22 protein-coding genes, 1 tRNA gene and 1 pseudogene are annotated in these 25,525 nt (G+C 63.6%); 16 read left to right on the top strand and 8 right to left on the bottom strand.

What is annotated here, in order from left to right; translation table 11 throughout:
- Positions 1–291 precede the first annotated feature (291 nt).
- Together C3F42_RS05935 and C3F42_RS05940 are read right to left on the bottom strand one after the other, a co-directional pair.
- Positions 292–984, bottom strand: a complete 693-nt coding sequence (locus C3F42_RS05935) for a hypothetical protein (protein WP_104444169.1) — start codon at positions 982–984, stop codon at positions 292–294.
- 12 nt (positions 985–996) lie between these two features.
- Positions 997–1,572 (bottom strand): hypothetical protein, encoded by a 576-nt coding sequence (locus C3F42_RS05940; RefSeq protein WP_094010484.1) that lies wholly within the window; start codon positions 1,570–1,572, stop codon positions 997–999.
- 154 nt (positions 1,573–1,726) lie between these two features.
- Between C3F42_RS05940 and C3F42_RS05945 the strand changes: the two genes are divergently transcribed.
- The 6 genes from C3F42_RS05945 (at position 1,727) to C3F42_RS05970 (ending at position 9,114) form a co-directional block, all read left to right on the top strand.
- Positions 1,727–2,185, top strand: a complete 459-nt coding sequence (locus C3F42_RS05945; RefSeq protein ID WP_094010485.1) for a GNAT family N-acetyltransferase — start codon at positions 1,727–1,729, stop codon at positions 2,183–2,185.
- Between the two features lie 169 nt (positions 2,186–2,354).
- Entirely contained in the window at positions 2,355–3,857 is a 1,503-nt protein-coding gene (gene proP / locus C3F42_RS05950; RefSeq protein WP_023631310.1) for a glycine betaine/L-proline transporter ProP, read from the top strand.
- A gap of 148 nt (positions 3,858–4,005) precedes the next feature.
- Positions 4,006–4,461 (top strand): (2Fe-2S)-binding protein, encoded by a 456-nt coding sequence (locus C3F42_RS05955; protein WP_023631311.1) that lies wholly within the window; start codon positions 4,006–4,008, stop codon positions 4,459–4,461.
- Positions 4,461–6,707, top strand: a complete 2,247-nt coding sequence (locus C3F42_RS05960) for a molybdopterin cofactor-binding domain-containing protein (RefSeq protein ID WP_104444170.1) — start codon at positions 4,461–4,463, stop codon at positions 6,705–6,707. The genes C3F42_RS05955 and C3F42_RS05960 overlap by 1 nt, the downstream gene beginning before the upstream one ends.
- A 17-nt stretch (positions 6,708–6,724) precedes the next feature.
- Entirely contained in the window at positions 6,725–8,059 is a 1,335-nt protein-coding gene (locus tag C3F42_RS05965; protein ID WP_104444171.1) for a cytochrome c, read from the top strand.
- 41 nt (positions 8,060–8,100) lie between these two features.
- Positions 8,101–9,114 (top strand): XdhC family protein, encoded by a 1,014-nt coding sequence (locus tag C3F42_RS05970; protein ID WP_094010488.1) that lies wholly within the window; start codon positions 8,101–8,103, stop codon positions 9,112–9,114.
- Here the strand turns inward: C3F42_RS05970 and C3F42_RS05975 are convergent.
- From C3F42_RS05975 to C3F42_RS05985, 3 genes are read right to left on the bottom strand one after another with little or no spacing between them, the layout of a single operon-like run.
- Complete coding sequence (locus C3F42_RS05975; RefSeq protein ID WP_094010489.1) at positions 9,111–11,309, bottom strand: xanthine dehydrogenase family protein molybdopterin-binding subunit; 2,199 nt, start codon at positions 11,307–11,309, stop codon at positions 9,111–9,113. The genes C3F42_RS05970 and C3F42_RS05975 overlap by 4 nt on opposite strands.
- A complete protein-coding gene (locus C3F42_RS05980) occupies positions 11,306–12,292 on the bottom strand; it encodes a xanthine dehydrogenase family protein subunit M (protein ID WP_038705792.1) in 987 nt (328 codons plus the stop codon). The genes C3F42_RS05975 and C3F42_RS05980 overlap by 4 nt, the downstream gene beginning before the upstream one ends.
- Positions 12,289–12,801, bottom strand: a complete 513-nt coding sequence (locus C3F42_RS05985; RefSeq protein WP_023629408.1) for a (2Fe-2S)-binding protein — start codon at positions 12,799–12,801, stop codon at positions 12,289–12,291. The genes C3F42_RS05980 and C3F42_RS05985 overlap by 4 nt, the downstream gene beginning before the upstream one ends.
- A gap of 190 nt (positions 12,802–12,991) precedes the next feature.
- Here C3F42_RS05985 and C3F42_RS05990 point away from each other — a divergent pair, with 190 nt between their 5' ends.
- The 8 genes and pseudogenes from C3F42_RS05990 to C3F42_RS29300 all read left to right on the top strand — a co-directional run bounded on the left by C3F42_RS05990 (position 12,992) and on the right by C3F42_RS29300 (position 19,096).
- Positions 12,992–13,579 (top strand): hypothetical protein, encoded by a 588-nt coding sequence (locus C3F42_RS05990; RefSeq protein ID WP_023629409.1) that lies wholly within the window; start codon positions 12,992–12,994, stop codon positions 13,577–13,579.
- 63 nt (positions 13,580–13,642) lie between these two features.
- Positions 13,643–14,197, top strand: coding sequence for a lipocalin family protein (locus tag C3F42_RS05995; RefSeq protein ID WP_023629410.1), 555 nt, complete (start codon positions 13,643–13,645; stop codon positions 14,195–14,197).
- 129 nt (positions 14,198–14,326) lie between these two features.
- Positions 14,327–14,632 (top strand): NIPSNAP family protein, encoded by a 306-nt coding sequence (locus C3F42_RS06000; protein WP_104444172.1) that lies wholly within the window; start codon positions 14,327–14,329, stop codon positions 14,630–14,632.
- 137 nt (positions 14,633–14,769) lie between these two features.
- The gene (locus C3F42_RS06005) at positions 14,770–15,192 is read left to right on the top strand and encodes a DUF2231 domain-containing protein (RefSeq protein ID WP_023629411.1); all 423 of its coding nucleotides are present in this window, start codon (positions 14,770–14,772) and stop codon (positions 15,190–15,192) included.
- A complete protein-coding gene (locus C3F42_RS06010; protein WP_104444173.1) occupies positions 15,189–16,475 on the top strand; it encodes a sorbosone dehydrogenase family protein in 1,287 nt (428 codons plus the stop codon). The genes C3F42_RS06005 and C3F42_RS06010 overlap by 4 nt, the downstream gene beginning before the upstream one ends.
- A 176-nt stretch (positions 16,476–16,651) precedes the next feature.
- Positions 16,652–18,003 (top strand): annotated as a pseudogene (glpT, locus tag C3F42_RS06015) (glycerol-3-phosphate transporter).
- Between the two features lie 277 nt (positions 18,004–18,280).
- A tRNA-Pro gene (locus C3F42_RS29295) sits at positions 18,281–18,354 on the top strand.
- 16 nt (positions 18,355–18,370) lie between these two features.
- Entirely contained in the window at positions 18,371–19,096 is a 726-nt protein-coding gene (locus tag C3F42_RS29300) for a hypothetical protein (RefSeq protein WP_158659536.1), read from the top strand.
- Positions 19,097–19,129: 33 nt separating this feature from the next.
- On the opposite strand, the gene C3F42_RS06020 is transcribed toward C3F42_RS29300, so the two are convergent.
- Positions 19,130–20,926, bottom strand: a complete 1,797-nt coding sequence (locus tag C3F42_RS06020) for a glycoside hydrolase family 15 protein (protein WP_104444174.1) — start codon at positions 20,924–20,926, stop codon at positions 19,130–19,132.
- Positions 20,927–21,238: 312 nt separating this feature from the next.
- Between C3F42_RS06020 and C3F42_RS06025 the strand changes: the two genes are divergently transcribed.
- On the top strand, positions 21,239–22,219 hold the full coding sequence (locus tag C3F42_RS06025) for a 3-oxoacyl-[acyl-carrier-protein] synthase III C-terminal domain-containing protein (protein WP_256586274.1): 981 nt from the start codon (positions 21,239–21,241) through the stop codon (positions 22,217–22,219).
- Between the two features lie 46 nt (positions 22,220–22,265).
- Here the strand turns inward: C3F42_RS06025 and zwf are convergent, their stop codons facing one another.
- Both zwf and gnd read right to left on the bottom strand, forming a co-directional pair.
- A complete protein-coding gene (gene zwf, locus C3F42_RS06030; protein ID WP_104444176.1) occupies positions 22,266–23,774 on the bottom strand; it encodes a glucose-6-phosphate dehydrogenase in 1,509 nt (502 codons plus the stop codon).
- Positions 23,775–24,758, bottom strand: coding sequence for a phosphogluconate dehydrogenase (NAD(+)-dependent, decarboxylating) (gene gnd / locus C3F42_RS06035; protein WP_038705789.1), 984 nt, complete (start codon positions 24,756–24,758; stop codon positions 23,775–23,777).
- Positions 24,759–24,955: 197 nt separating this feature from the next.
- On the opposite strand from gnd, the gene C3F42_RS29590 reads away from it, so the two are divergent.
- Positions 24,956–25,123 (top strand): DUF6026 family protein, encoded by a 168-nt coding sequence (locus tag C3F42_RS29590; protein ID WP_023632543.1) that lies wholly within the window; start codon positions 24,956–24,958, stop codon positions 25,121–25,123.
- The last annotated feature ends 402 nt before the right edge of the window (positions 25,124–25,525 follow it).

Here is a 25,525-nt window from a genome sequence, read left to right on the forward strand (position 1 = left end):
CACGGAAAAGTTAATGACTGGCAATTACCACCCGAAGCCTCGCATGACCACCTGGTCACCCGACACCCCGTATTGCAGAGGCTAGAGGGACTGACGCGCTAGATTGTCCAACAATCAAACTTGCCGACTGTTTGAGCCAACGGTACTTCTAGACACGAGCGGGAGACACCGGACTTTAGTCGTACGCGGCCTGCTGGTTCAACTTCCCGGTTTGCGGGCAGAAGGAAAACCTGGCGAACATCGATTAAAAACCAAACATCGCGTCACTGATCAAGTGTTCTGTGCCCCGGGTTATTCGAGCAGATAAAGGGGATGAGTATCACACAAGGGCTGCGCGCTATTCAGCACCCGCTCGAGCAAGCAACGTTCTAATTCGGTAGAATACGTCGCGCCGAAATCGAAAAAGGTCCCGGCGGGATTTCGCTGTACGTGAAACAAGCCGACTAGATTATCGCCATCACGTTCTAAAATCAGTTCAAGATGCGACTCGGCCCGCGTATTACCGACAAGATAAATGTACCCTGCTACCTCTGCCCGACCGCACCAGTTCAGTTCTGCCCAGAGCTGCAGACTGCCATCCCCGGCTGCTGCTTGAGGCAACGACCATGCCCCGGTACCGTTTGCCCACCCACGCAAGGCCGGTAGCAATCGCTCGAGGGACAAAACCTCAAGCATGTGCCCACGCAAACCGAAATGCGCAGCGTTGATTGTCGATTCAGGAGCAGCATCCAGTGCGACCACCCTGGCCTGCAGCACATGGCTGAAGGCGATTTCAGAAGGTTGCTCACTCCAGCCATTGAGATCAGAAACACTTGGGCACCAGATGAGCCGTACGGTTTCATCAATCTGAATGCGCTCATGACGCTCGAAATAGGCAAGCGTGACCGTCCCTACGACCGGCAACAGCGCATCGAGACGCACCTGCGGCGCGCTGTGATCGACCTTGCTGCTATTGGGCCAGAACAGTGGCCAGTAAGTCTGCATCAGAGCAAATCCTCAACCGCCCATGCGCTTGGTCAACGCTTCGCTACCCTTGGGCGGGTAGACCACCTCCTGGGTATCGAGGTCGCGAATCTCGGAGGTAATAGTGATGGTCATCGTCTCTCGCCCAGGTGGGCCATTGATGGCATCAACCGTATCAAAGTCGACGATGTAGCGCTTGCCTGCACGAAACTCGACGTCACGCGCGGTGAAACCGCATTTGCCGCCACCGGTTCCCAGCGCATTCATCGAGGCCCAGCACCAACTCAGCGAGTGCTTGCCCGGCGTCAGGCGCAGCGCCTGCTTGCCTGCAATATCGAGAATCGACCGGCGCCCGGCCCCTTCGAGCAACTGGTCATCGACATGGGTGGCCAGCAGTAGCCGATGGAACGGCACGCCCAAGGCTCGGTAACGGACAGTGGCGAAGTACACGACCGGTGCGTCGGCCTGGTTACCGGACAGATCATGGGGCGCCATCGTTTCCGGCGCCCAGTCGCCCTGGTATTCCTTGTAGTGGTAGTTGGAGCAGGCGCCGAGCAGGCCGGCAAGTGACAGGGCGACAACCGATTTGAAGCAGGACGACAGACGCATGGTTCTTCCTTGATAAATGCAGGCGCAAGGATAGCGGCTGCGCCCCCTGAAAATCAAAATGCCATCACCCTTATGATTCACGCCCCGAGGTGTATGCTTCGCGCAAAGGCCAGCAGCCACCTGCGGCCTCCCTGCCCCTGAAAAGGACATCGTCATGCCCCGCCTGGACTGGCTTGAACACCACATGGCCCACAGCGATACCCTCGCCCAGTGGCTGCACCAACAGTTCCACTACGAGTACGCGGACGTGCCGCTTAGCGACTGGCAACGCGAGTTCGCCGAGGGCCAGCGCAACGGCCAATGGCGATGCCTGGTCGCCCTCGACGGCGACCGCCTGCTGGGCAGCGCCGCCCTGGCCAGCGACGACCTGCCCGGGCGCGGCGACCTTGGTCCGTGGCTGGCCTGCGTGTTCGTCACCCCGCAAGCACGAGGGCAAGGCCTGGCGGAGCAACTGATCGCAGGCATCTGCGACCATGCACGCAGCAGCGGGGTCTCCACGCTCTACCTGCACACCCACGACCAGAGCGCCTACTACGCCAAGCGTGGCTGGGTGCCGCTGGAACCCTTCGAGGCCTGGGGGCAGCAGCACTGGCTGATGTCACGCACGCTCTGATCGCTTGCCCGATGGCCTATGTAGAAGCGGGCTTGCCCCGCGTCAGAGCCATCCGTGCCTCACACAAATGATCCAGCAGGGAATTATTTAGCGCGCCGTTGTATCTGACCCTAGGTACAAGGCTGGCCAAACCATGGCCATGCCCCCAAGCCTTCAAGGACAACGGCCCATGAAATCACGCAGAAAACCCGTCAAGCCCATCGGCCTGAAGGACATCACCATCGTCGACGACGCCAAGATGCGCAAGGCCATCACCGCCGCCGCGCTGGGCAACGCGATGGAATGGTTCGACTTTGGCGTCTACGGCTTCGTCGCCTATGCCCTGGGCAAGGTGTTCTTCCCCAACGCCAGCCCCGGCGTGCAGATGATCGCGGCGCTGGCCACCTTCTCCGTGCCCTTCCTGATCCGCCCGCTGGGCGGGCTGTTCTTCGGCGCCCTGGGCGACCGCTACGGGCGCCAGAAAGTGCTGGCCGCGACCATCGTGATCATGTCCCTGAGCACCTTCGCCATCGGCCTGATCCCCTCCTACGCCAGCATCGGCATCTGGGCGCCGATCCTGCTGTTGCTGGCGAAGATGGCCCAGGGCTTCTCGGTGGGCGGTGAATACACCGGGGCCTCGATCTTCGTCGCCGAGTACGCCCCGGACCGCAAGCGCGGCTTCCTCGGCAGCTGGCTGGACTTCGGCTCGATCGCCGGCTTCGTCCTCGGCGCTGGCGTGGTGGTGCTGATCTCGACGCTCCTCGGCGAGGAACAGTTCCTCGAATGGGGCTGGCGCCTGCCGTTCTTCCTGGCCCTGCCGCTGGGCCTGATCGGCCTGTACCTGCGCCACGCGCTGGAAGAAACCCCGGCCTTCCAGCAACACGTCGAAAAACTCGAGCAAGGTGACCGCGAAGGCCTGGCCAGCGGCCCGAAAGTTTCGTTCAAGGAGGTGGCGACCCAGCACTGGCGCAGCCTGCTGACCTGCATCGGCGTGGTGATCGCCACCAACGTCACCTACTACATGCTGCTCACCTACATGCCCAGCTACCTCTCGCACAACCTGCACTACAGCGAAGACCACGGCGTGCTGATCATCATCGCGATCATGGTCGGCATGCTGTTCGTGCAGCCGATCATCGGCCTGCTCAGCGACAAATGGGGGCGCAAGCCATTCATCATCATCGGCAGCGTCGGCCTGTTCGCCCTGGCGATCCCGGCGTTCATGCTGATCACCAGCGGCAAGCTGGCGGTGATCTTCGCCGGCCTGTTGATCCTCGCCGTGCTGCTGAACTTCTTCATCGGCGTGATGGCCTCGACCCTGCCGGCGATGTTCCCCACGCATATCCGCTACAGCGCCCTGGCCAGCGCCTTCAACATCTCGGTGCTGATCGCCGGCCTGACCCCGACCCTCGCCGCCTGGCTGGTGGAAACCACCGACAACCTGTACATGCCGGCCTATTACCTGATGGTGATCGCCGTGATCGGCCTGCTCACCGGCCTGACCATGAAGGAGACCGCCAACCGTCCGTTGCGCGGCGCCGCCCCGGCCGCCTCGGATATCGACGAAGCCCGCGAACTTTTGCAGGAGCACCACGACAACATCGAACAGAAGATCGAGGACATCGACGCGCAGATCGCCGAGCTGGAGGCCAAGCGCAAGACCCTGGCCCAGCAGCACCCACGCATCGATTGAGGAGGCTTGCGCATTCCGCCGGATTGCTTGCCTGATCCTCTGAACCTGCGGGGTGCATCGATTGCGCAACGGGGCCATGTGCTAGCGTTTCTGGATTGGGGAACAGCGTATTCCCCGCTTCCAGAACCGATGATCAGCAGGTGAGCCCATGGAACTAAGAATCAACCAGCAGACCTACCAGGTCGAGGCTGACGCCGACACGCCCTTGCTCTGGGTGATCCGCGACGACCTGGGCCTGACCGGCACCAAGTACGGTTGCGGCCTGGCCCAATGCGGCGCCTGCTCGGTGCTGGTGGACGGCAATGTGGTGCGCGCCTGCGTCACCCCGGTGGCCGGCGTGGTCGGTCGTGAAGTCACCACCATCGAGGCCATCGAAGCCGACGCCGTGGGCAAGCGCGTGGTCGCCGCCTGGGTCGAGCACCAGGTGGCCCAGTGCGGCTACTGCCAGTCCGGCCAGGTGATGGCGGCCACCGCGCTGCTCAAGCACACCCCCAAGCCCAGCACCGAACAGATCGACGCGGCCATGGTCAACCTGTGCCGTTGCGGCACCTACAACGCCATCCATGCCGCCGTGCACGAACTGGCCCAAGGGGAGAACGCCTGATGAACGCGCGTATCGACACCCCCGACGACCTGGCACGGCTGCGTAGCGGCGAAACGGTCAACCTGTCGCGCCGGCGTTTTCTTGCCGGCAGCGCCATCGGCGCCCTGGTGCTGGGCTTCGGCCTGCCGCTGGGCTCGGCGCGGGTGCAGGCCGCCACCGCGAACACCGAGCGCGGCACCCAGGTGCCAGCCTTACTGGAAATCCGCCCCGACGGCAGCGTGCACCTGCTCAGCCCGTTCATGGAGGGCGGGCAAGGCGTCAACACGGCCATGGCGCAGATCATCGGCGAAGAACTGGACGCCGACCCGGCCACCTTCGTGGTCGAAAGCGCGCCGGCGGGCGAGGCCTACGTGGTGATGGAGAACGGCCTGCGCATCACCGGCGGCAGCATGTCGGTGCGCATGAGCTACCCGACCATGCGCCGCCTCGGCGCCCTGGCCCGCGCCATGCTGCTGCAGGCCGGCGCCGAGCAGCTGGGGGTGCCAGTGGGTGAACTGAGCACCGAGCCTGGCAAGGTGGTGCACGCGGCCTCGGGCCGTGCGCTGGGCTACGGCGAACTGGCCGCCAAGGCCATGGACCTGCCTGTGCCTGACCCTGCCAGCGTCAAGCTGCGCGACCCCAGCCAGTTCCGCTGGATCGGCAAGCCGGTGCAGCGCCTCGACGCCTACGACAAGTCCACCGGCAAGGCCGTCTACAGCATCGACGTCAAGGTCGACGGCATGCTCCACGCCGCCGTGCAGCATGCCCCGCGCCTGGGCATGACCGTAGGCAACCTGCGCAACGAGGAACAGGTCAAGGCGATGAAGGGCGTGCACTCGGTGCATCAACTGCCCGGTGCGGTCGCCGTGGTCGCCGAACGCTGGTGGCACGCCAAGCGTGCGGTGGAAGCGCTGCAGGTGGACTGGAAGGAAGTGGCAGCCGACAGCCAGGTGCGGCCTATGCCTGCCGATTTCTCCAGCGATGGCTGGCGCGAACACCTGGCCGCCCAGACCGGGCCAAGCCGCGACGAGGAAAACCACGGCGATGTCGCCGGCGCCCTGGCCGCGGCCAAGACCAAGGTCGAAGCCACCTACCACAACCAGTTCCTCAACCACGCGCAGTTGGAACCGCCCTCCGCCACCGCCCGTTTCAACCCCGACGGCTCGCTGGAAGTGTGGCTGCCCAACCAGGCCCAGGACATGTTCCGCGACGACATCGCCAAGCGCACCGGCCTGGACCCGGCGCGGATCACCCTGCATTCGCCACTGCTCGGCGGTTTCTTCGGTCGGCACTTCCTGTACGACTCGGCCAACCCCTACCCGCAGGCCATCGCCCTGGCCAAGGCGGTCGGCAGGCCGGTGAAACTGATCTGGAGCCGCGAGGAGGAGTTCCTGCGCGATGCCATGCGCCCCATGGCTGTGGTCAAGTTCCGCGCCGCGCTGGACGAAAAAGGCCTGCCGGTGGCCATCGAGGCGATCAGCGCCACCGAAGGCCCGACTGAAGCCATTGCCGGCAAGCAGGGCGACACGGTAGACCCCACCGCCCTCGAAGGGCTGTCGGGCAAGGCCTACGCCATCGCCAACAAGCGCATCGCGCAGATCTATGTCAAAGGCCCGGCCATGCTCGGCTACTGGCGCTCGGTGGGCAATTCGCTGAACGACTTCTTCTACGAGTCGTTCCTCGACGAGCTGGCCGACAAGGGCGGCCACGATCCCTTCGAGCTGCGCCTGCAACTGCTGCGGGACAACCCGCGCCTGACCACCCTGCTGCAGGCGGTGGGCGAGCTGTCCGGCGGCTGGAAGCGCGGCCCGTTCACCGCCGAGGACGGCAGCAAGCGCGCCCGTGGCGTGGCCATGGCCTCGCCGTTCGGCTCGGAGGCGGCGGTCATCGCCGAAGTGTCGCTGGAGGGCGGCCAGGTCAAGGTGCACGACATCTGGCAGGCCATCGACCCGGGCAGCATCGTCAACCCGGCGATCATCGAGGCCCAGGTCAACGGCGCGGTATCCCTGGGTCTGTCCCAGGTGCTGCTGGAAGAATCGGTGTGGCTGAACGGCATGCCACGGGCGCGCAACTACGACCTCTACCCGGTGCTGCCGCCGTCGCGCATGGCCCGGGTGCATGTGCGCATCGTCGAGAGCGGGGCAAAGATGGGCGGCATCGGTGAACCGCCGCTGCCGGCGGTGGCGCCTGCGGTGGCCAACGCCGTGGCGCAGCTCACCGGCCAGCGCGTGCGCAGCATGCCCCTGAGCCGCCATACCTTCAGCTGACACGACAAGGACAGCCCATGAACAACAGCCGATTCGCAAGAACCGCAGGCTGGCTGGCCTTGCCGTGCCTGGTCGCGGCAGGCCTGCTGGCCTGGTACGTCACCCGCGAGCCTGCCACGCCCTTCAGCGCCTCGGACAGCGCCAACGCCGCCCTGGTCAGCCGCGGTGAATACGTCGCCCGCCTCAGCGACTGCGTGGCCTGCCACAGCCTGCCGGGCAAGGCGCCCTTTGCCGGAGGCCTGGAAATGGCCACGCCGCTGGGGGCGATCCATGCCACCAACATCACCGCGGACCGCGAGCACGGCATCGGCGCCTACAGCCTGGCCGACTTCGACCGCGCCGTGCGCCAGGGTGTCGCGCCAGGAGGTCGACGGCTATACCCGGCCATGCCCTACCCGTCCTATGCCAAGCTCAGCGACGACGATGTGCGGGCGCTCTATGCGTTCTTCATGAAGGGCGTGCAACCGGCAGCCGAAGCCAATATTCCCAGCAGCATTCCCTGGCCATTGAACCTGCGCTGGCCCATAGCCCTGTGGAACGGCCTCTTCGCGCCGACCACCGCCTATGCGCAGAAACCCGACCAGGATCCGCTGTGGAATCGCGGCGCCTACATCGTCCAGGGCCCCGGCCACTGCGGCAGTTGCCATACGCCTCGGGGCCTGGCCTTCAACGAGAAAGCCCTGGACGAAAGCGGCGCGCCGTTCCTCGCCGGGGCCCTGCTCGATGGCTGGTACGCGCCGAGCCTGCGCCAGGACCACAACACCGGGCTCGGGCGCTGGAGCGAAGCCGAGATCGTGCAGTTCCTCAAGACCGGGCGCAATCGCCATGCAGTGGTGTACGGTTCGATGACCGAGGCGTTCAACAACTCCACGCAGTTCATGAGCGACGACGACCTGAGCGCGATCGCCCGCTACCTCAAGGCATTGCCCGGTGAACCTCGGCGTGATGGTGCGCCCTGGCAGTACCAGGCGACGGCCGCAGCGCCTGATGCGCCCGGCGCGCACACCTACGCGACCCGTTGCGCCAGCTGCCATGGCGCCGATGGCAAGGGCCAGGCCGAGTGGATGCCGCCGCTGGCGGGAGCCACCTCGATGCTGGCCGCAGAGAATGCCTCGGCGATCAACATCACCCTCAACGGCTCGCAGCGCATCGTCGCCGCGGGGCTGCCGGACGCCTACCGCATGCCGGCGTTCCGTGAGCAGCTGTCGGACCGGGAGATCGCCGAGGTGCTGAGTTTCGCCCGCAGTGCCTGGGGCAATCAGGGTGGCGCGGTACAGGCCAAGGCGGTGGGCGAGCTGCGCGGGCATACCGACCCTGCCAGCAGTAGCCCGATCATCCTGCATATGCGCTGATACAACATTCTCAGCGTGGGCCACAGACAACCGAGGACACCATGGAAAGCATCGACCTGCTGGTCCTGCGTACCACCCAAGACTGGCTCCAGGCCGGGCACCGCGTGCTGCTCGCCACTGTCGCCCGCACCTGGGGCTCCTCCCCTCGCCCGGTCGGCTCGATGATGGCCCTGCGCAACGATGGCCGGGTGGTCGGCAGCGTGTCCGGCGGCTGCATCGAGGACGACCTGATCCATCGCTACACCACCGCCCATGGCGGCCCCGGCCTGCCCCTGGGCAGGCCCGAGGTGATCCGCTATGGCGTCAGCGCCGACGAGGCCCACCGCTTCGGCCTGCCCTGCGGTGGCACCCTGGAACTGATCCTGGAATTCGAACCGGCCGAGCTGCCCCTGCAGCAACTGCTGGATCACCTCGACCAGGGCCGGCTGATGCGCCGCCAACTGACCCTGCACAGTGGCGCGGTGAGCCTGGCCGCCACTGCCACCCCCGAGCAGTTCAGCTTCGATGGCCGACACATGATCAACACCCTCGGCCCCGGCTACCGCATGCTGCTGATCGGCGCCGGCGCGCTGGCCGAATACCTGGCGACCATGGCCTTGTTCAACGGTTTTCGCGTGGCGGTGTGCGACCCTCGCCCCGAACACATGGCGACCTGGGCGGTGGCCGGTGTCGAGCACCTCAAGGGCATGCCGGACGATGCGGTGCGCGCCTTCAACGCAGACCTGCGCACCTGCATCATTGCCGTCAGCCACGACCCCAAGCTCGACGACCTGGCGCTGCTCGAGGCCCTGCACAGCCCGGCGTTCTATATCGGCGCCATCGGTTCGCGGCGCAACAGCCAACTGCGCCGCGAGCGATTGATCGAGCACTTCGGCGAAACCGAACAGTCCCTTGAGCGCCTGCATGGCCCCATCGGCATCTACATCGGCAGCAAGACCCCAGCAGAAATCGCGGTGAGCGTGATGGCCGAGGTCCTGGCCGCCAAGAATGCGGTCGACCTGCCACGCACTGTCAGCGTTTCCACTGCCAAGGCGTGGCAACTGCCGATGGCTTAATCGGCCAGCAGCTTGTCCACGGTCAGCGGGAAGTCGCGCATGCGCCGGCCCGTGGCGTGCTGCACGGCATTGGCTACCGCTGCAGCGACACCAATGATGCCGATCTCGCCCACACCCTTGGAGCCCAGTTCATTGACGATGTCGTCCGGCTCGTCAACGAAGATAACCTCGATGTCACCGATATCGGCGTTCACCGGCATGTGATACTCCGCCAGGTTGTGGTTCATGAAGCGCCCGAGGCCATGGTCGGTCTGGGTATGTTCTTGCAAGGCCATGCCCAGCCCCCAGACCACTCCACCAAGAATCTGGCTGCGGGCAGTCTTGGGGTTGATTACCCGCCCAGCGGCAATGGCGCTGACCACGCGCGTTACCCTTACCGTGCCCAGCGCCTCGTCCACCCGCACCTCGACGAACACCGCTGAATGGGTGGCAGTGGCGAAACCCTGGCGACGCGCGGACGGCTCGGCGTCCACCTTCACCTCCAGCGCATGCCCCTGCAGGATCGTGTCCAGGGCGTAGCCGCTGTCACCGACCCACAGCTTGCCCTCGCGCACCACGAAGCGTTCCGGCGCTTCGCCAGCCAGCGCCGGATACTGCGCCTTGGCCGCCTTGACCAAGGCCCCGCGCAGCAGTTGGCACACCTGGCGCACCGCCGAGCCGACCGAGGACACGGTGAACGAGCCCCCTTGCAACGGCGCGGTCGGCAGCGCGCTGTCGCCCAGTTCGAAGGTCACGTCCGACACCGCCATAGAGGCAGCATCGGCAGCGATCTGCGTCATCACGGTGTAGGTGCCCGTCCCGATATCGGTCGTCGCGCTGCCCACCCACAGGTGGCCTTCACTGTCGAGTCGGGCCCGCGCACTGGCTTTCATCTGCATCGCCTCCCAGGCGCCGCCAGCCATCCCCCAGCCAATCAGCTCATGGCCCTCGCAGCGGCAGCGCGGCCGGGCTTCGCGCCTGTGCCAACCGAAAACGGCGGCACCCTGGTCGTAGCAAGCCAGCAGCGCCTTGCTGGAATAGGGCTTGCCCTCGTTGCCATTGATGTCGGTGAAATTGACCCGGCGCAAGGCCAGCGGATCCATACCGACTTGCCGCGCCAGTTCATCCATGGCGCACTCCAGGCCGATCAAGCCCAGCGCGGCTCCGGGGGCGCGCATGTCCAGCGGCGTGTAGACATCCAGCGGCACCAGCTTGTAGGCCATAGCCACGTTGTCGCAGCGATAGAGCATGCCGCTCCACTCCACCACGTGCTCGGTGAAATCCTCGAAGCGTGAAGTCTGGGCAATGGCCTCATGATGGATCGCCTGCAACCGGCCCTGGGCATCGGCGGCCAGGCGCAGGCGCTGCACGGTCCGGGGCCGGTAGCCAAAGGTGAACATCTGCTGACGGGTCAGGCTGACCCTGACCGACCGCTTGAGGTTCAGCGCGGCCATCGTCGCCAGCACCAGCTGGTACTGCGGTCGGAGGCCGGAACCGAACGCACCGCCGACGTAGGCGGCGCGTACCCGTACACGGTCCTTGGGCAAGTTGAACACCTGTACCAGGTAGTCCTGGCTGTTTTGCGTGCCCTGGGTCTTGTCATGCACCAGCAGGCTACCATCGTCTTGGTAGATCACCGTCGAGGCATGCGGCTCCATGGGGTTGTGGTGCTCCACCGGAGTGCTGTAGGTGGCATCGACCTTGAACGGCGCCTGGGCATATGCCGAGGCGAAATCGCCACGGGGCTTGGGCAACTCAACCGGCGCATCATGAGCCTGGTCGAAAGCGCAGAGCAAATCGGTCTGGTGGGGCTGTTCATCGATCTCGATCCGCACCAGGGTGCCAGCGTACCTGGCCAGTTCCAGTGTTTGCGCGACGACCAGCGCCAGCGGCTGACCGCTGTACAGCACCTGGTCGTTGAACAGGGGGCGAAACGGCTGGCCATCGGCAGCATCGGCGTCCTGGTAGGGCGCGTCGTCGCCGGCCATGGGTGGACGGTTCTGGTGATGCAGCACGGCGATCACGCCCGGTACTGCCAGCGCCGCAGAACAGTCGATGGCCCGCACGCTACCGCGCGCAATCGGGCTGCCGACCACGCTGCCATGCAGCAGGCCAGGCGCGGGATATTCGCCCGCATAGCGCGCCGTCCCTGTTACCTTGGCGGGCCCGTCGATGCGGTCCAGAGGTTGGCCGTTTGAAGGTTGTGGCAGGTTCATTGGCATTTCCCTCGTTGGGCCTGGATCAGGGCGCGGACGATGGCGTTGCGCGCAAGGCGAACCTTGAAGACGTTGCCTGGCAAGGGCCGGGCAGCACGCAACAGTGAGTCGGCGAAATGGGTATAGGTGTCTGCGGTGGCCGGCTGGCCAACGACCTGTCGCTCGAGCGCGGCATCGCGCCAGGGCTTATGGGCCACCCCTCCCAGCGCCACGTGCAGTGTACGGATGGCGCTGCCGTCGAGCTCCAGCGCCGCGGCCACGGACACCAGCGCAAAGGCATAGGAGGCGCGATCCCGGACCTTCAGGTAATGGCTGTACGCGGCGAAACGCGGCGCCGGGAGCTCGATGGCCAGGATCAACTCATCGTCGGCCAGGGTATTGTCACGTTCCGGCGTATCCCCAGGTAGCCGGTGAAAATCGGCAAAGGCCACGCATCGCTCGCCACTCCGTCCGCGGACGATCACCCGGGCCTCAAGGGCGGCCAGGGCGACGCACATATCCGATGGATGAACCGCCACGCACAGAGGGCTGGCGCCCAGAATCGCATGATTGCGGTTGAGACCGTCACGAGCCGGGCAACCGCTGCCAGGTGCCCGTTTGTTGCACGGTGTCGCCGTGTCGTAGAAGTAGAGGCAGCGGGTGCGCTGCAGCAGATTGCCGCCAGTGCTGGCCATGTTGCGCAACTGCGGGGAGGCACCGGCCAGGATCGCCTGGGCGAGCAACGGATAGCCCTGTTCAACGAGCGGGTTCCAGGCCAGCTCGGCATTGCTGACCAACGCGCCGATGCGCAGCCCACCGTCAGGAGTGGGGGAAATATCACGCAGCGGCAGGTCATTGATGTCGATCAACTGAGCGGGGCGGGCGACATTCTCTTTCATCAGATCGAGCAGGTTGGTGCCACCGGCGATAAAACGTGCGCCCGGCCCTGCGAGCTGCACAGCCTGGTCGATGCTGGAGGGTTTGGCGTAGGTGAAAGGCGTCATGGCCTGCAACCTCCCTGCCCATTCATCAGCGGCAACGCTTCCTCCACCGCTGCGGTGATGTTGGAGTAGGCGCCGCAGCGGCACAAATTGCCGCTCATGCCCTCACGAATCTCATCACGCGTATGCGCCCTGCCCTCACTCGCCAGGCCCAGCGCCGAACAGATCTGCCCTGGCGTGCAGTAGCCGCACTGGAAAGCATCATGGCGAATGAAAGCCTGCTGCAACGGGTGCAGCGTGCCCCCTTGGGCCACACCTTCGATGGTGGTCAACGTATCACCGTCGCACATGACAGCCAGGGTCAGACAGGCATTGACCCGCCGACCATTGCGCAACACCGTGCACGCCCCGCATTGGCCGTGGTCGCAACCTTTGCGGGTGCCCACCAGGTCGAGCTGGTCACGCAACAGGTCGAGCAAAGTCAGCCAGGGCGGCAGTTGCAACAGGTGATGCTGGCCATTGACGGTCAGTTGGATGGGCAGCAATGCTGCCAGGGGTTCGCAATCGCTCATGATCAAGGCCTCACGGTGGGTTCAGGCAGCAGCAGCGACGGCTGCTTTTTCAGGTGCGACCCAGGGTGGAGTCCGGCCGTTCAAAGCGATTGCCAGGAACGTGACACTGGGTAGCGTGCACATCGCAAGCCAATGACTATGCTTCACCTCGCAACCCCACCCTGGTATCGACCACAAGGAAGACAGGCCAATGACGCCAACCCGCTACTTCGCACGCGCTGTCGCTTTCGCCTCATTAGTGTCCGCCGCCAGCCTCAGCGCCCACGCAGCCGAACTGCCCATCGCCAGCGAGGCGCTGGAAAGCCATATCACCACCGAAGTGACCAAGATCGACCTGCCCAACCGCCAAGTCACGGTCAAGGGCCCCCACGACAAGGACGTGACCTTCCAGCTCACCGAACAGGCCAAGGCTCTGCCCAACCTCAAGGTCGGCGACCAGGTCGACATCAAAGTCACCCGTGCCATCGCCTATGTCCTGAACACCAATGTCGGCGGCGCGCCCAAGGCCTCCGAGGAATCGGGCACCATCCGCGCCACCGCGGCCAACCCAAACCCTGGTGGCGAGGCTTTCCGCCAGGTCAAGGTCACCTCGCAGATCAAGAAGATCGACCTCAACACGCATGAAGTCACCCTGCTGCCGCCCGAAGGCAAACTGCAGGTGGTCAAGGTCGAGAATCCCGAGCTGCAGGCACGCATGAAAAACCTCAAGGTCGACCAGACCGTCGAAGCCATCTTTACCGAAGTACTGAGCGTGGAAACTTCCCGCCCAGCCCAGTAAAACCTTTGGCCGGCCCGCGCATCGAAAGCCATGCGAGCCTTTCCCCCCTTCAGGAGGTTTCCCATGTCGATGCGCCTGGCCGTGCCGTTTTGCTGCTGTCTCACCCTCGTGCTCACGGGCTGCACCAGCGCCCGCGACGAGCAGCCACCACCCACCACGCAACAGGTCGAGCTCCAGCGCTACCAGGGCACCTGGTACGAACTGGCGCGCCTGCCGATGTTCTTCCAGCGCAACTGCGTGCAGTCCGAGGCCCGTTATGGCCTGCGCGAGGACGGGCGCATCGACGTCACCAACCGCTGCCTGGAAAACGACGGCCAATGGAACCAGGCCAACGGCATCGCCGAGGCGCAGGTGCCCGGCCGTACCGACAAGCTCTGGGTACGCTTCGACAACTGGTTCAGCCGCCTGGCACCGGACCTGACCAAGGGCGAGTACTGGGTGCTGTATCACGACGCGGATTACCGCGTGGCCGTGGTCGGCCACCCGAACCGCGAATACCTGTGGCTGCTGTCGCGCACCCCCACCGTCAGTGACCAGACCCGTGACCAGCTACTGGCGCTGGCGCGCAAGCAGGGTTATCCCACCGAGCAATTGATCTGGCGCCAGGCCATGCCCTAGTGTGGTGTTTCACAAATAACGACCATAACTCGCGGCGATTTCTGGTCGTAATTGCAAAACACCACACTAGCTGCCCACACCCACGCCCTGTAAGGTGAGCCAGCCGGCTCACCCAAAGGATCGCGTGCAATGATCACCTGCCACCTCAAGTACATCATCGACCCCTACCAGGTCCCCGCCTTCGAAGCCTACGGCAAGCTGTGGATCGGCCTGGTCAACCGCATGGGCGGCAGCCACCATGGCTACTTCCTGCCCAGCGAAGGCGCCAACAACGTCGCCTACGCGCTGTTCAGCTTCCCCAGCCTGGCGACCTACGAGGAGTACCGCAACGCCTCGGAAACCGACCCGGAGTGCATCGCCGCCTTCGCCCTGGCTACCGAGCAGCGTTTCATCCTCAGCTATGAACGAAGCTTCCTGCGACCCGTGCTCGACTGAATTTCCCAGGCAAGACCCAGGCTCCTGCAGGCGCCGGTAAAGCCAACGGCAAACGCCACTGAACTATTGCGCCTCGATCACGATCCTCATCTAAGCACCCTCGACCCAGGATCGTCGATCGACAAGGAGCCTAGCCAGTGACCACCACCACCCTCCCCCGTAGCACCCCAGGGCCGCTGCACGCGACCCTGCTCGCCGGCAGCGTGCCGCTGTTTCTAGGCGCCCTGCTCAGCGACATCGCCTACTACCAGAGCTACCAGATCCAGTGGAGCAACTTCGCCGCCTGGCTGATCGCCGGGGCCCTGCTATCCAGCGGCCTGGCGCTGCTGTTCGCCCTGGCCAACCTGATCCGTGCGCCACGCAAGGCCGGTCGCCCGCTGCTGTATGTGCTGTTGCTGCTTGTCACTTGGGTACTGGGCCTGGTCAACGCCTTCGAGCACGCCAAGGACGCCTGGGCCGTGATGCCCGCAGGCCTGGTGCTGTCAGTGGTGGTCACGATGCTGGCCATCCTCGCCACCTGGGCCGGCCTGACCCGCCTGCGCACGGAGGGCGAAGCATGAAGCACGCATTGAGCGCCCTGAGCATGGCCCTGCTGCTCAGCGCCTGTGGCGGCGATGGCGAGAAGACCCAGGCCCATGGCCCGGACCCAAAATTGCCGGCCCCCGAACGCGGGCTGCTGCCAAGCATGAAGATCGCCCAGCCGGCCGCCTGGGGTGAGCAAAAACCCCAAGTGCCCCAGGGCTACCGCGTCAGCGCCATCGCCACAGACCTGAAGATCCCGCGCCAGATCCTGGTGCTGCCCAATGGCGACATCCTCGTTGCCGAGGGGCGTGGCGGCAACGCCGCCAAACTCAAGCCCAAGGATGTGATCGCCAGCCAGATCAAGGCCAAGGGCAACACCCAGGTCAAGGGCGGCAACCGCCTTACCCTGCTGCGCGACGCCGACGGCGATGGCCGCTACGAACTACAGACGGTGTTCGCCGAACACCTCAATGCGCCCTATGGCCTGGCCTATGCCGACGGCAAGCTGTACGTGGCCAACCAGGACGCGCTGGTGCGCTTCGATTACCAGGACGGCCAGACCCAGGCCGGTGGCCCGCCGACCAAGGTCACCGACCTGCCCGCCGAGATCAACCACCACTGGACCAAGTCGTTGGCCATCAGCCCCGACGGTCGCTACCTGTACGTCGGCATCGGCTCCAACAGCAACATCACCGAGCGTGGCATGGAAGCGGAGGTCGACCGCGCGATGGTCTGGCAGGTCGATGCCGCGAGCGGCGCCCACCGGCCTTATGCCACCGGCCTGCGCAACCCGACCGCGCTAGCCATCCAACCGGGGGACGGCCAACTGTGGGCAGTGGTCAACGAGCGCGACGAACTGGGCCCGGACCTGGTCCCGGACTACCTGACCTCGGTGCGCGAAGGTGCGTTCTACGGCTGGCCGTACAGCTACTGGGGGCAGAACGTCGATGAGCGCGTGCGCCCGCAGAACCTGGACAAGGTGAAAGCCGCGATCAAGCCCGACTACAGCCTCGGCTCGCATGTGGCGGCGCTGGGCGTGGCCTTCTCCAACCCGGCCATGGGCGGAACCTTCGCCGACGGCGTGTTCGTGGGTGAACACGGCAGTTGGAACCGGCCCAACCCGGTGGGCTACAAAGTGATCTTCGTGCCGTTCCGTGACGGCAAGCCGGCCGGCGAGCCGGTGGATTTCGCCACCGGTTTCCTCGGTGAGGACGGCAAGACCCGTGGGCGCCCGGTGGGGGTCACGGTCGATCCGAAAGGCGCGCTAATCATCGCCGACGACCTGGCCAACACGGTTTGGCGGGTTACACGCAATCAGTAAGCGCCTGACGCTGAACAGCCCCTCTTGCGCGAAAGTCGCGCGGGAGAGGGCTCGGGTGCGGATAGCGCTGGCCAAGGTTCACAAAACAACAGTACTTCCCAGCAAAACCGGTATTTTTTCTGTAACGAAAATGTAAAATTCGTTTTCGCATACCTATAACAAGCTGGGAGCTTCACATGTTTGCCTTCTTCCGCCCTGCCGCGCACCAGGCGCCGCTGCCCGACGAGCGCGTCGACAGCACCTATCGCCGCCTACGTTGGCAAATCTTCGCCGGGATTTTCTTCGGCTATGCCGGCTACTATCTGCTGCGCAAGAACTTCTCCCTGGCCATGCCCTACCTCATCGAGGAAGAGGGCTACACCCGCGGCCAGCTGGGCCTGGCGATCTCCGCCATCGCCATCGCCTACGGTTTGTCCAAGTTCCTCATGGGCCTGGTCTCGGACCGCTCCAACCCACGCTACTTCCTGCCCTTCGCCTGCTGATCTCGGCCGGGGTGATGTTCATTTTCGGTTTCGCGCATTGGGCCACGTCCAGCGTGACGATCATGTTCGTGCTGCTGTTCATCAACGGCTGGGCCCAGGGCATGGGCTGGCCGCCAAGCGGGCGGACCATGGTGCACTGGTGGTCGCAGAAAGAGCGCGGCAGCGTGGTGTCGGTATGGAACGTCGCCCATAACGTCGGCGGCGGCCTGATCGGCCCGCTGTTCCTGCTGGGCCTGGCCTGGACCAACGACTGGCACGCGGCCTTCTATGTGCCCGCCACGGTTGCCGTGCTGGTGGCCGTGTTCGCCTTCGCCACCATGCGCGACACCCCGCAATCGGTCGGCCTGCCGCCGGTCGAGCAGTACAAGAACGACTACCCCCAAGGCTACGATGAGAGCCACGAGCAGGAGTTCAGCGCCAAGCAGATCTTCGTCCAGTACGTGCTGTGCAACAAACTGCTGTGGTACATCGCCCTGGCCAACGTGTTCGTCTACCTGCTGCGCTACGGCGTGCTGGACTGGGCGCCGACCTACCTGAAGGAAGCCAAGCATTTCAGCGTCGACACCACCTCGTGGGCCTACTTCTTCTACGAGTGGGCCGGCATCCCCGGCACCCTGCTGTGCGGCTGGATGTCCGACAAGATCTTCCGCGGCAACCGTGGCCTGACCGGCATCGTGTTCATGGCCCTGGTGACCGTGGCCACCCTGGTGTACTGGCTCAACCCACCGGGCAACCCGACCATCGACATGATCGCGTTGTTCGCCATCGGCTTCCTGATCTACGGTCCGGTGATGCTGATCGGCCTGCAGGCGCTGGAACTGGCGCCGAAGAAAGCCGCTGGTACCGCAGCCGGCTTCACCGGGTTGTTCGGCTACCTGGGCGGCTCGGTCGCGGCCAGCGCCGCGATGGGCTACACCGTCGACCACTTCGGTTGGGACGGTGGCTTCGTGATGCTGGTCAGCGCGTGCGTGCTGGCGATCGCGTTCCTGATTCCGACCTTGCGCCATACCAAGGTGGCCAGTGCCGGTCGTGAGGCAGTGGCCTGAAAGTTAATTCGGGTCAGCGGGGAGCCCAAGGAAAGGATCTGTCTTGGGCTTTTCTCTTCGTTTCTGCACCAGCCATTGGTGCATGCGCGCGCTCGCGCCATCAGAGAACACGGCTGCGAATCCCATCCACCGGCTCGCATAATAGCCATAGGCCACAAAATTTTCTTGACACCCATTTAAAACGACCTTAATGTCCATCGTCAGCTATACAGCAGTGCTGTATAGCCTTCCTAGATTACAAACTTAGACTGAGTAAATCGTAATCTAGGCCCTCAATGGGGGTAGCATAATAAGGAATAATGCGTTCCGCCTTAGGGTGGAAAGATGAGGGTTCGATTCCCTTCCCCCCCACCCTAAAGTGAAAAATGTGAACGAAAGCCAAATACTAGCCATTTATATGGCTCAAAGCGAAAATGTTCGATATCTTCGGAAATGCATAAACAACCTAATCAAAGATATTAATGTCGACATAAAGCGAAACTTTGACTTTCAGGTCACATCCAAAACAAAAATTCTTGCCCTTCTATACTCTGCATGGTCAGAGTCTCAATTCTTACAAATTGCCTTCACCGAACACGGCTTCAACTACTCTGAAATTTGTTCAATTCTTGCCAAAAAAGAAAATGGGATAGCAGATGGCTGGATAGAGATGAGCAATATTGCCATGAGCAAATCTACTGCCAGCCTATCAAGCCATATAAAATCTCAGCAGCTAACAAAAATCAAAAACACAATTACCACATATATCAAAGACCCAAGCAGCCTGAGAAATAAAATCGCGCACGGGCAGTGGGTAAATGCGTTAACCATAAAAAAGCCAAAAACCAACCAAAACTATACCGCCTCAGTAAACAACACTCTAAGCCACAAGCTCGCCGCACTCGACCCCGTAGAAATTCATAAACAGATTGAAATACACCAATTCCTAGGTGCCATCATTAGAAATTTAGTGCAATCACCTGAAAAAGGGCACGTACGCGACTACGCGGCCAATATATCAGCACTTGATGCATTCCTTGTGCGCACAGCCAATTGGTCATTACAGACAAAAAAAATGGAACTTAGCAAAAAGCCCACACGACCAAACCTTTAAGCAATACAGCACACCTGCAAGGTACTTGCTTATTTATTCACAAGTCGCCCGTTCCCGCACCGGACACTGCGCCCGGCGCAGGTTCAACGCCGTATTGATGATGCCAATATGGCTGAACGCCTGCGGAAAATTCCCCAGCATCCGTTTGCCCACCGGGTCGTACTGCTCGGCCAGCAATCCCACGTCATTGCACAAGGCCGTGAGCCGCTCATAAAGCGCCTGCGCCTCCTCCTGCCGCCCCAGCAGCACGTAGACATCCGCCAACCAGAACGAACACACCAGGAACGTCCCCTCCCCTGGCGTCAGGCCGTCGCTGCAACTGTCACTGTCGTAGCGCAGCAGCAGGCCGTTGCGCAGCAGGCGGGTTTCGATCTGTTCGAGGGTGCGCAGGAAACGTGGATCGTCGGCCGGCAGAAAACCGGTCAGGGCGATCTGCAGCAGGCTCGCGTCCAGCTCGGTCGAGCCGTAGGCCTGAACGAAGTGACGCCCGTCGGCATCCAGCCCGCGACGGCAGACCTCGTCACGGATCTGGTCCGCCACCTGGCGGTAATGTCGCCCCCGTTCACGCCCTTCCTCGGTGGTGTCGGCCAGGCTCGCCGAGCGGTCGAAGGCAACCCAGGCCATGACCTTGGAGTGCACGAAGTGCTGGCGACCGCCACGTACCTCCCACAGCCCCTCGTCCGGCTCGCGCCAGATGCTTTCGAGGTACGGCAGGATCGAGCGGGCGATGGCGGCGCTGCGCGGATGACGCGGCAGCCCACCCTTGATGGCCTGCGTCATGGCGTCGGCCAGTTCGCCGTAGATATCCAGCTGCAACTGCTCGGACGCGGCATTGCCGACCCGCACCGGCTGCGAATGCTCGTAACCGGGCAGCCAGGGCAGGCTGAACTCCGGCAGGTCGCGCTCGCCGGCCAGCCCGTACATGATCTGCATCTGCTCGGGGTTGCCCGCCACCGAGCGCAGCAGCCACTCGCGCCAGGCCTGGGCCTCGTCGAAGTAGCCGAGGTTCATCAGCGCCAGCAAGGTCATGGTGGCGTCGCGCAGCCAGCAGTAGCGGTAGTCCCAGTTGCGCTCGCCACCGACGCGCTCGGGCAGCGAGGTAGTGACGGCGGCGACCATGCCCCCGGTGGGCGCGTAGGTCATGGCCTTGAGGGTCAGCAGCGAACGGCGTACCCGCTCTGTGTATGGGCCGACGTCGGGGCAGCGGGCGGCGAAGGCCTGCCATTGGTTGATGGTCTGCTCGAGGTCGTGGTCGACATCGCAACCGGGCTGCACAGGCAGGTGCGAGGGCTGATGGCAAAGGCTGAACACCTGACGCTCACCGGCGCGCACGCGAAACCGGGCAACGCTGTGGTGGTCCCGGCCATGGGTCTCGGTGCTGCTGCGCAGGATAAGGCGATCGGGGCCGGCCACCGCGCTCAGGGTCAGCGGGTCGAGCTTCTCCACCCAGGGCACGCTGCGGCCATAGTCGAAGCGCAGCACCAGGTCCATCTCGAACGCCGTCTCGCCGGCCAGGCCCTCGACAATACGCAAAACCGCATTGGCCTCGCCCAGGGGCATGCAGTCGAGTACGCGGGCGCGGCCGCTGGCGGTGGTCCAGGTGGTTTCCAGTACCAGGGTGTCGTCGAGGTAGCGGCGCGCGCTGTGCTCGACCGGGTCGCTGGGGGCGATGCGCCAACGGCCGTTTTCCTCGTTGCCCAGCAACGCGGCGAACACTGCGGGGGCGTCGAAGCGCGGCAGGCACAACCAGTCGATGGCGCCGTCGCGGTTGATCAGGGCGGCGCTGCGGCAGTTGCCGATGAGGGCGTAGTCTTCGATCAGGGCGGGCATCTCGGATCCTCAGGCGGTGGGCGTGAGTTTGGATGCCGAAGCGCGATTGCCGGTTCCGTTGAGATGTACTTGGCGCAGGTTGCCGAGGCGTTGGAATCGATGCGCAGGAACATTGATCCACGGCACTGATTCACTGTTGCGCTGTGTTAGAAATACCGCGCCAGTGGTTGCTTATCAGGATGATTAAGCTTCTGCCCGTGCGCAACCATTGCGCTGAGTCACTACTTTCAACAAGGACGTTTTATGAAGATTGTCGGATTATCCGGAATACTGCCCTCACGCTGCGTCAGCAACCAGGACGTTATCAACCTGGTGGAAGAACACTCCCGCAACACTTTCCAGGAAGACTTGCCGAAAACACTGAAGACCATCGGCAAGTTGCTGGAAAAAAGCGGCAGCGACACCCGCCATTGGCTGGCGGCTGACGAGACGCCGATGCAATTGATGGAAGCGGCCTTCGACGCGGCGCTGGCCCAGGCCAATATCAGCAAGGCCGACCTGGACCTGCTGATCTACCCCAACGTCACCCGTGGCTTCATCGAGCCGGCCAACAGTACCTTCATAGCCAAGGCACTGGGGCTGAACTGCCGCAACTTCGATGTGGTCGACGCCTGCAACGGCTGGGTGACGGCGATGGACGTCATCAACAGCAAGATGCAGGCGGGTGAAATCCGCTACGCCGCCATCGTCAACATGGAGTTCGGCATGTCGGCGGGCGGGCCGGTGATGCCCAAGAACTTCTCGCTGCAGTCGCCGGCCGAACTGGCCTACAAGTTCCCGAGCTTTACCATCGGTGAAGCCGCCGTTGTCACCATCCTCAGTAATGAAGCAACGGACAACTTCAAGTTCTCGTACATCAACCGACCCGACCTGAGTGACTTGTCAACCATCTCGTTGCCGGATTGGAAACTGTTCTGCAACGAGGCGGATATCGCCAAGATCGAACTCACCGGTGGCCAATATCAATTCAACTCCTATGCCGCCGCCCTGCACGAAGATGGTCGTAACGAAGCGATCAAAGTCTTCAACCTGCAAAAACTCACCGCGGACGACGTGCACAAAGTGTTCATCCATACCGGCTCGCCAAAGATGTGGGAACATATTGGCCAGATGATCGGCGTCGATCACAAGTTGCATCACGTCGGGCACAAGACCGGCAACATCATTACCGCGTCGATTCCCTTCGGCATCTTTGATGCGATGAGCCGGGGCGAAGCCGAGCAAGGCCAGTTCTGCATGGGCTGGGCGGGCAGTGGCGGGATGGTGTTCTCGGCGCTGTCGTTCACTTTGTAGGGCATATTTGCGCGCCTACCGCCAACGGCGGTAGGTTGCTGCAAGCTCACCCCAGCGTATGCCACTCGCGCTTGTCCCGCGCCAGCAACTCATCACCGGCCTCGGGGCCATCCTCTCCCGCCGCATACTCATGCACCTCGCCACCCTCGGCCGCCCAGGCATCGAGGAACGGCTGCACGACACGCCAACCGTTCTCGATATTGTCGGCGCGCTGGAACAGGGTCTGGTCGCCGGTAAGGCAGTCGTAGATCAACGTCTCGTAGCCGGTCGCCGGGGTCATCTTGAAGAAGTCCTTGTAGGCGAAACCCAGCTCGACATTTTCCATCACCAGCTCCGGCCCAGGGCGCTTGGCCTGCAGGTCGAACCACATGCCTTCGTTGGGCTGAATCTGGATCTTCAGATAGTTGGGCTTGGGCCGCTCCAGTTCGCTTTCGCGGAACTGCGCGTAGGGCGCCGGTTTGAAGCAGATGGCGATCTCGGTGTCGCGCACGCTCATGCGCTTGCCGGTGCGCAGGTAGAACGGCACCCCCGCCCAGCGCCAGTTGTCGATCATCACCTTGAGCGCGACATAGGTCTCGGTCTGGCTGTGCGGGGCGACATTGGCTTCTTCGCGGTAGCCGGGCAGTTTCTTGCGTCCCTGCTTGCCGGTGCTGTACTGGCCACGCACGGAATTGCGCAGGGCCATCTTTTGCGACCAGGGACGGATGGCGCCGATCACCTTGGCCTTTTCACCGCGCACGGCATCAGCGCCGAAGGCCGCCGGCGGCTCCATGGCGACCATCGCCAGCAGCTGGAACAGGTGGTTGGGCACCATGTCGCGCAGAGCGCCGGTGTTGTCGTAGAACGCCCCGCGCGTCTCGACGCCGACGGTTTCGGCGGCGGTGATCTGCACGTGGTCGATGTAATGATTGTTCCAGAACGATTCGAACAGGCCGTTGGAGAAACGGCTGACCAGGATGTTCTGCACGGTTTCCTTGCCCAGGTAATGGTCGATGCGGTAGATCTGCCGCTCGTTCATCACCTTGAGCAGGCAAGCGTTGAGCGCTTCGGCGCTGGCAAGGTCAGTACCGAAGGGTTTCTCCACCACCACCCGGCGAAAGCCGCCGCCCGACTCGTCGAGCAGGCCGGCGTCGCCCAGGCGCTGGGCCACCTCGGGGAAGAAGCGTGGCGAGGTGGCCAGGTAAAAAATGGCATTGCCATGGCCGGTTTTAGCGATGCGCCGCGCCAGGGCCTGGTAAGTCTCGGGGTCGAGGAAGTCGCCGGTCTGATAGTCCAGGCGCTTGGCCAGGCGCGCCCAGAGCTTTTCGTCCAGGCACTTGGCACTCCCTTCCGCGCCCTTGTCCCGCGCCTGCATGAAGGCATGCAGGCGCGCGGCAAAGTCCTCGGCCGTGGCCGGGTTGTGGTCGACCCCGACGATACGCAGGTTGCGGTCGAGCAGGCCGTCACGGCTGAGGTTGTACAGCGCCGGCATCAGCAGGCGCTTGACCAGGTCGCCGTTGGCGCCGAACAGGAACAAGGTGCATGGCGGCGCCGCGGGGATGGTCGGTTTAGTCATTTAGTCCTTCTTTTTCTCGACGTGGCCGCCGAAGCCCAGGCGCATGGCGGAGAGGATCTTGTCACCGTAGGTGCCCTGCTGCTGGCGCGAGCGGAAACGGGCGAACAGCGCGCTGGACAGCACCGGCACCGGCACGGCCTGTTCGACGGCGGCGTCGATGGTCCAGCGCCCTTCGCCGCTGTCGGACACCGAGCCACTGAATTCGGTCAGTTGCGGGTCGGCCACCAGCGCGTCGGCGGTCAGGTCCAGCAGCCAGGAGGTGACCACGCTGCCGCGGCGCCAAACTTCGGCGATCTCGGCCACATTGAGGTCAAAGCGCTGCTCTTGCGGCAACTCCGGGCCACCCTTGCTGCGCAGCAGGTCGAAACCTTCGGCGTAGGCCTGCATCAGGCCGTACTCGATGCCGTTGTGCACCATCTTCACGTAGTGACCGGCGCCGGGCGGGCCAGCGTGGATGTAACCGTGTTCGGCGCGCTCGTGCTCGCCGCTGCGGCCCTGGGTGCGCGGAATGTCACCGACGCCCGGGGCGAGCGCCTTGAACAGCGGTTCCAGGCGCTCGAACACTTCTTTCTCGCCGCCGATCATCATGCAGTAGCCACGGTCCAGGCCCCACACGCCGCCGGAGGTGCCGACGTCGAGGTAGTGCAGGCCACGCTTGCCCAGCTCGGCGGCGCGGCGCACGTCGTCCTTGTAGAAGGTATTGCCACCATCGATGATCGCATCGCCCGGCTCGAGCAGGTCGGCCAGTTGCGCGATGGTCTGCTCGGTGATTTCGCCGGCGGGCAGCATGACCCACACCGCGCGCGGCGCCTTGAGTTTCTGCACCAGCGCCCCGAGGTCGTGGGCGCCGACGGCCCCTTCACTTTCCAGGGTAGTGATGGCTTCGCGGTTGCGATCGTGGACCACAGTGCTGTGACCTGCGCGCATCAGGCGCCTTGCGATATTGCCGCCCATGCGGCCAAGCCCGATGATTCCCAGTTGCATGTGCCGACGCTCCCGTTGGTTTTGCTTTACAACAATTGAAGATTTCAGATTAGTCCAGCGTTCTGGCGTAGGGTTCACCGACGAACGGGGCGACAACGATAAACAAAAAAGTTCCCAAGGGCCTGCAAAGAATTCAGAATGCGCGCCGCGTGAAGCGTCTACGCTTCAAAATGTCACCAGCCATACGAGGTGTGTCCATGGGTACCCTGATGCCTGCCACTCCCACCCAGACCCTCTATGTCACCGTGCGCCGCGACGAGCTGCGCCAGTTGAAGGATGAGCGCGATGACCTGCGCCAGCAGGTCGCCGAGCTGAACCTGCTGCTTGAACAGGCCCGCCTGCAAGGCAAGGCCGCCGGCCTCTGAATCAACGCCCCATCTGCGTGGGAGCTGCCAGGCTCCCACCTCTTCACAGTTTCCCGCTGTGCTCACCTTGTGCCGCGCCTGTGGCGAATCCGGATCGCCTACGCCGTCTACCCTCATATTTTGCAACAACTCGCCAACGTTTGCGCGGGCAAAGCATCGCCACAAAAATGACCAATGGGTCACTTTCATACCGCTTCGTCTCCTACACTCCAGTTTCGGCCCGCGTTTTGCTCGGAAAAAGTCAGGTAAAAAAGTCGAACTTTCCAAAACCCGGGCAGGTCAGGAATTAAGTAGGGCCGAAGCAAAAGGACTGCCTCACGCCAGGCCCACACCCCCAACCAGTCCATACGTTTTTCGGCGGGAATGCCGAGCGTGCCGTGCCTGCGCGCACGAATCTGGGGC

It is taken from the genome of Pseudomonas sp. PONIH3 (assembly GCF_002934345.1).
Classification (GTDB): Bacteria; Pseudomonadota; Gammaproteobacteria; order Pseudomonadales; family Pseudomonadaceae; genus Aquipseudomonas; species Aquipseudomonas soli.

What these genes read in the sequence shown, in the direction of transcription:
- C3F42_RS05995 (WP_023629410.1), top strand. Translation starts at nt 13,643, where the DNA reads ATGTCGATGCGCCTGGCCGTGCCGTTTTGCTGCTGTCTCACCCTCGTG.
- C3F42_RS05960 (WP_104444170.1), top strand. Translation starts at nt 4,461, where the DNA reads ATGAACGCGCGTATCGACACCCCCGACGACCTGGCACGGCTGCGTAGC.
- C3F42_RS05940 (WP_094010484.1), bottom strand. Translation starts at nt 1,572, where the DNA reads ATGCGTCTGTCGTCCTGCTTCAAATCGGTTGTCGCCCTGTCACTTGCC.
- C3F42_RS05975 (WP_094010489.1), bottom strand. Translation starts at nt 11,309, where the DNA reads ATGAACCTGCCACAACCTTCAAACGGCCAACCTCTGGACCGCATCGAC.
- C3F42_RS05965 (WP_104444171.1), top strand. Translation starts at nt 6,725, where the DNA reads ATGAACAACAGCCGATTCGCAAGAACCGCAGGCTGGCTGGCCTTGCCG.
- gnd (WP_038705789.1), bottom strand. Translation starts at nt 24,758, where the DNA reads ATGCAACTGGGAATCATCGGGCTTGGCCGCATGGGCGGCAATATCGCA.
- C3F42_RS05990 (WP_023629409.1), top strand. Translation starts at nt 12,992, where the DNA reads ATGACGCCAACCCGCTACTTCGCACGCGCTGTCGCTTTCGCCTCATTA.
- C3F42_RS05970 (WP_094010488.1), top strand. Translation starts at nt 8,101, where the DNA reads ATGGAAAGCATCGACCTGCTGGTCCTGCGTACCACCCAAGACTGGCTC.
- C3F42_RS05935 (WP_104444169.1), bottom strand. Translation starts at nt 984, where the DNA reads ATGCAGACTTACTGGCCACTGTTCTGGCCCAATAGCAGCAAGGTCGAT.
- C3F42_RS05985 (WP_023629408.1), bottom strand. Translation starts at nt 12,801, where the DNA reads ATGAGCGATTGCGAACCCCTGGCAGCATTGCTGCCCATCCAACTGACC.
- C3F42_RS05980 (WP_038705792.1), bottom strand. Translation starts at nt 12,292, where the DNA reads ATGACGCCTTTCACCTACGCCAAACCCTCCAGCATCGACCAGGCTGTG.
- C3F42_RS06010 (WP_104444173.1), top strand. Translation starts at nt 15,189, where the DNA reads ATGAAGCACGCATTGAGCGCCCTGAGCATGGCCCTGCTGCTCAGCGCC.
- C3F42_RS06000 (WP_104444172.1), top strand. Translation starts at nt 14,327, where the DNA reads ATGATCACCTGCCACCTCAAGTACATCATCGACCCCTACCAGGTCCCC.
- C3F42_RS06020 (WP_104444174.1), bottom strand. Translation starts at nt 20,926, where the DNA reads ATGCCCGCCCTGATCGAAGACTACGCCCTCATCGGCAACTGCCGCAGC.
- C3F42_RS05955 (WP_023631311.1), top strand. Translation starts at nt 4,006, where the DNA reads ATGGAACTAAGAATCAACCAGCAGACCTACCAGGTCGAGGCTGACGCC.
- proP (WP_023631310.1), top strand. Translation starts at nt 2,355, where the DNA reads ATGAAATCACGCAGAAAACCCGTCAAGCCCATCGGCCTGAAGGACATC.
- zwf (WP_104444176.1), bottom strand. Translation starts at nt 23,774, where the DNA reads ATGACTAAACCGACCATCCCCGCGGCGCCGCCATGCACCTTGTTCCTG.
- C3F42_RS05945 (WP_094010485.1), top strand. Translation starts at nt 1,727, where the DNA reads ATGCCCCGCCTGGACTGGCTTGAACACCACATGGCCCACAGCGATACC.
- C3F42_RS29590 (WP_023632543.1), top strand. Translation starts at nt 24,956, where the DNA reads ATGGGTACCCTGATGCCTGCCACTCCCACCCAGACCCTCTATGTCACC.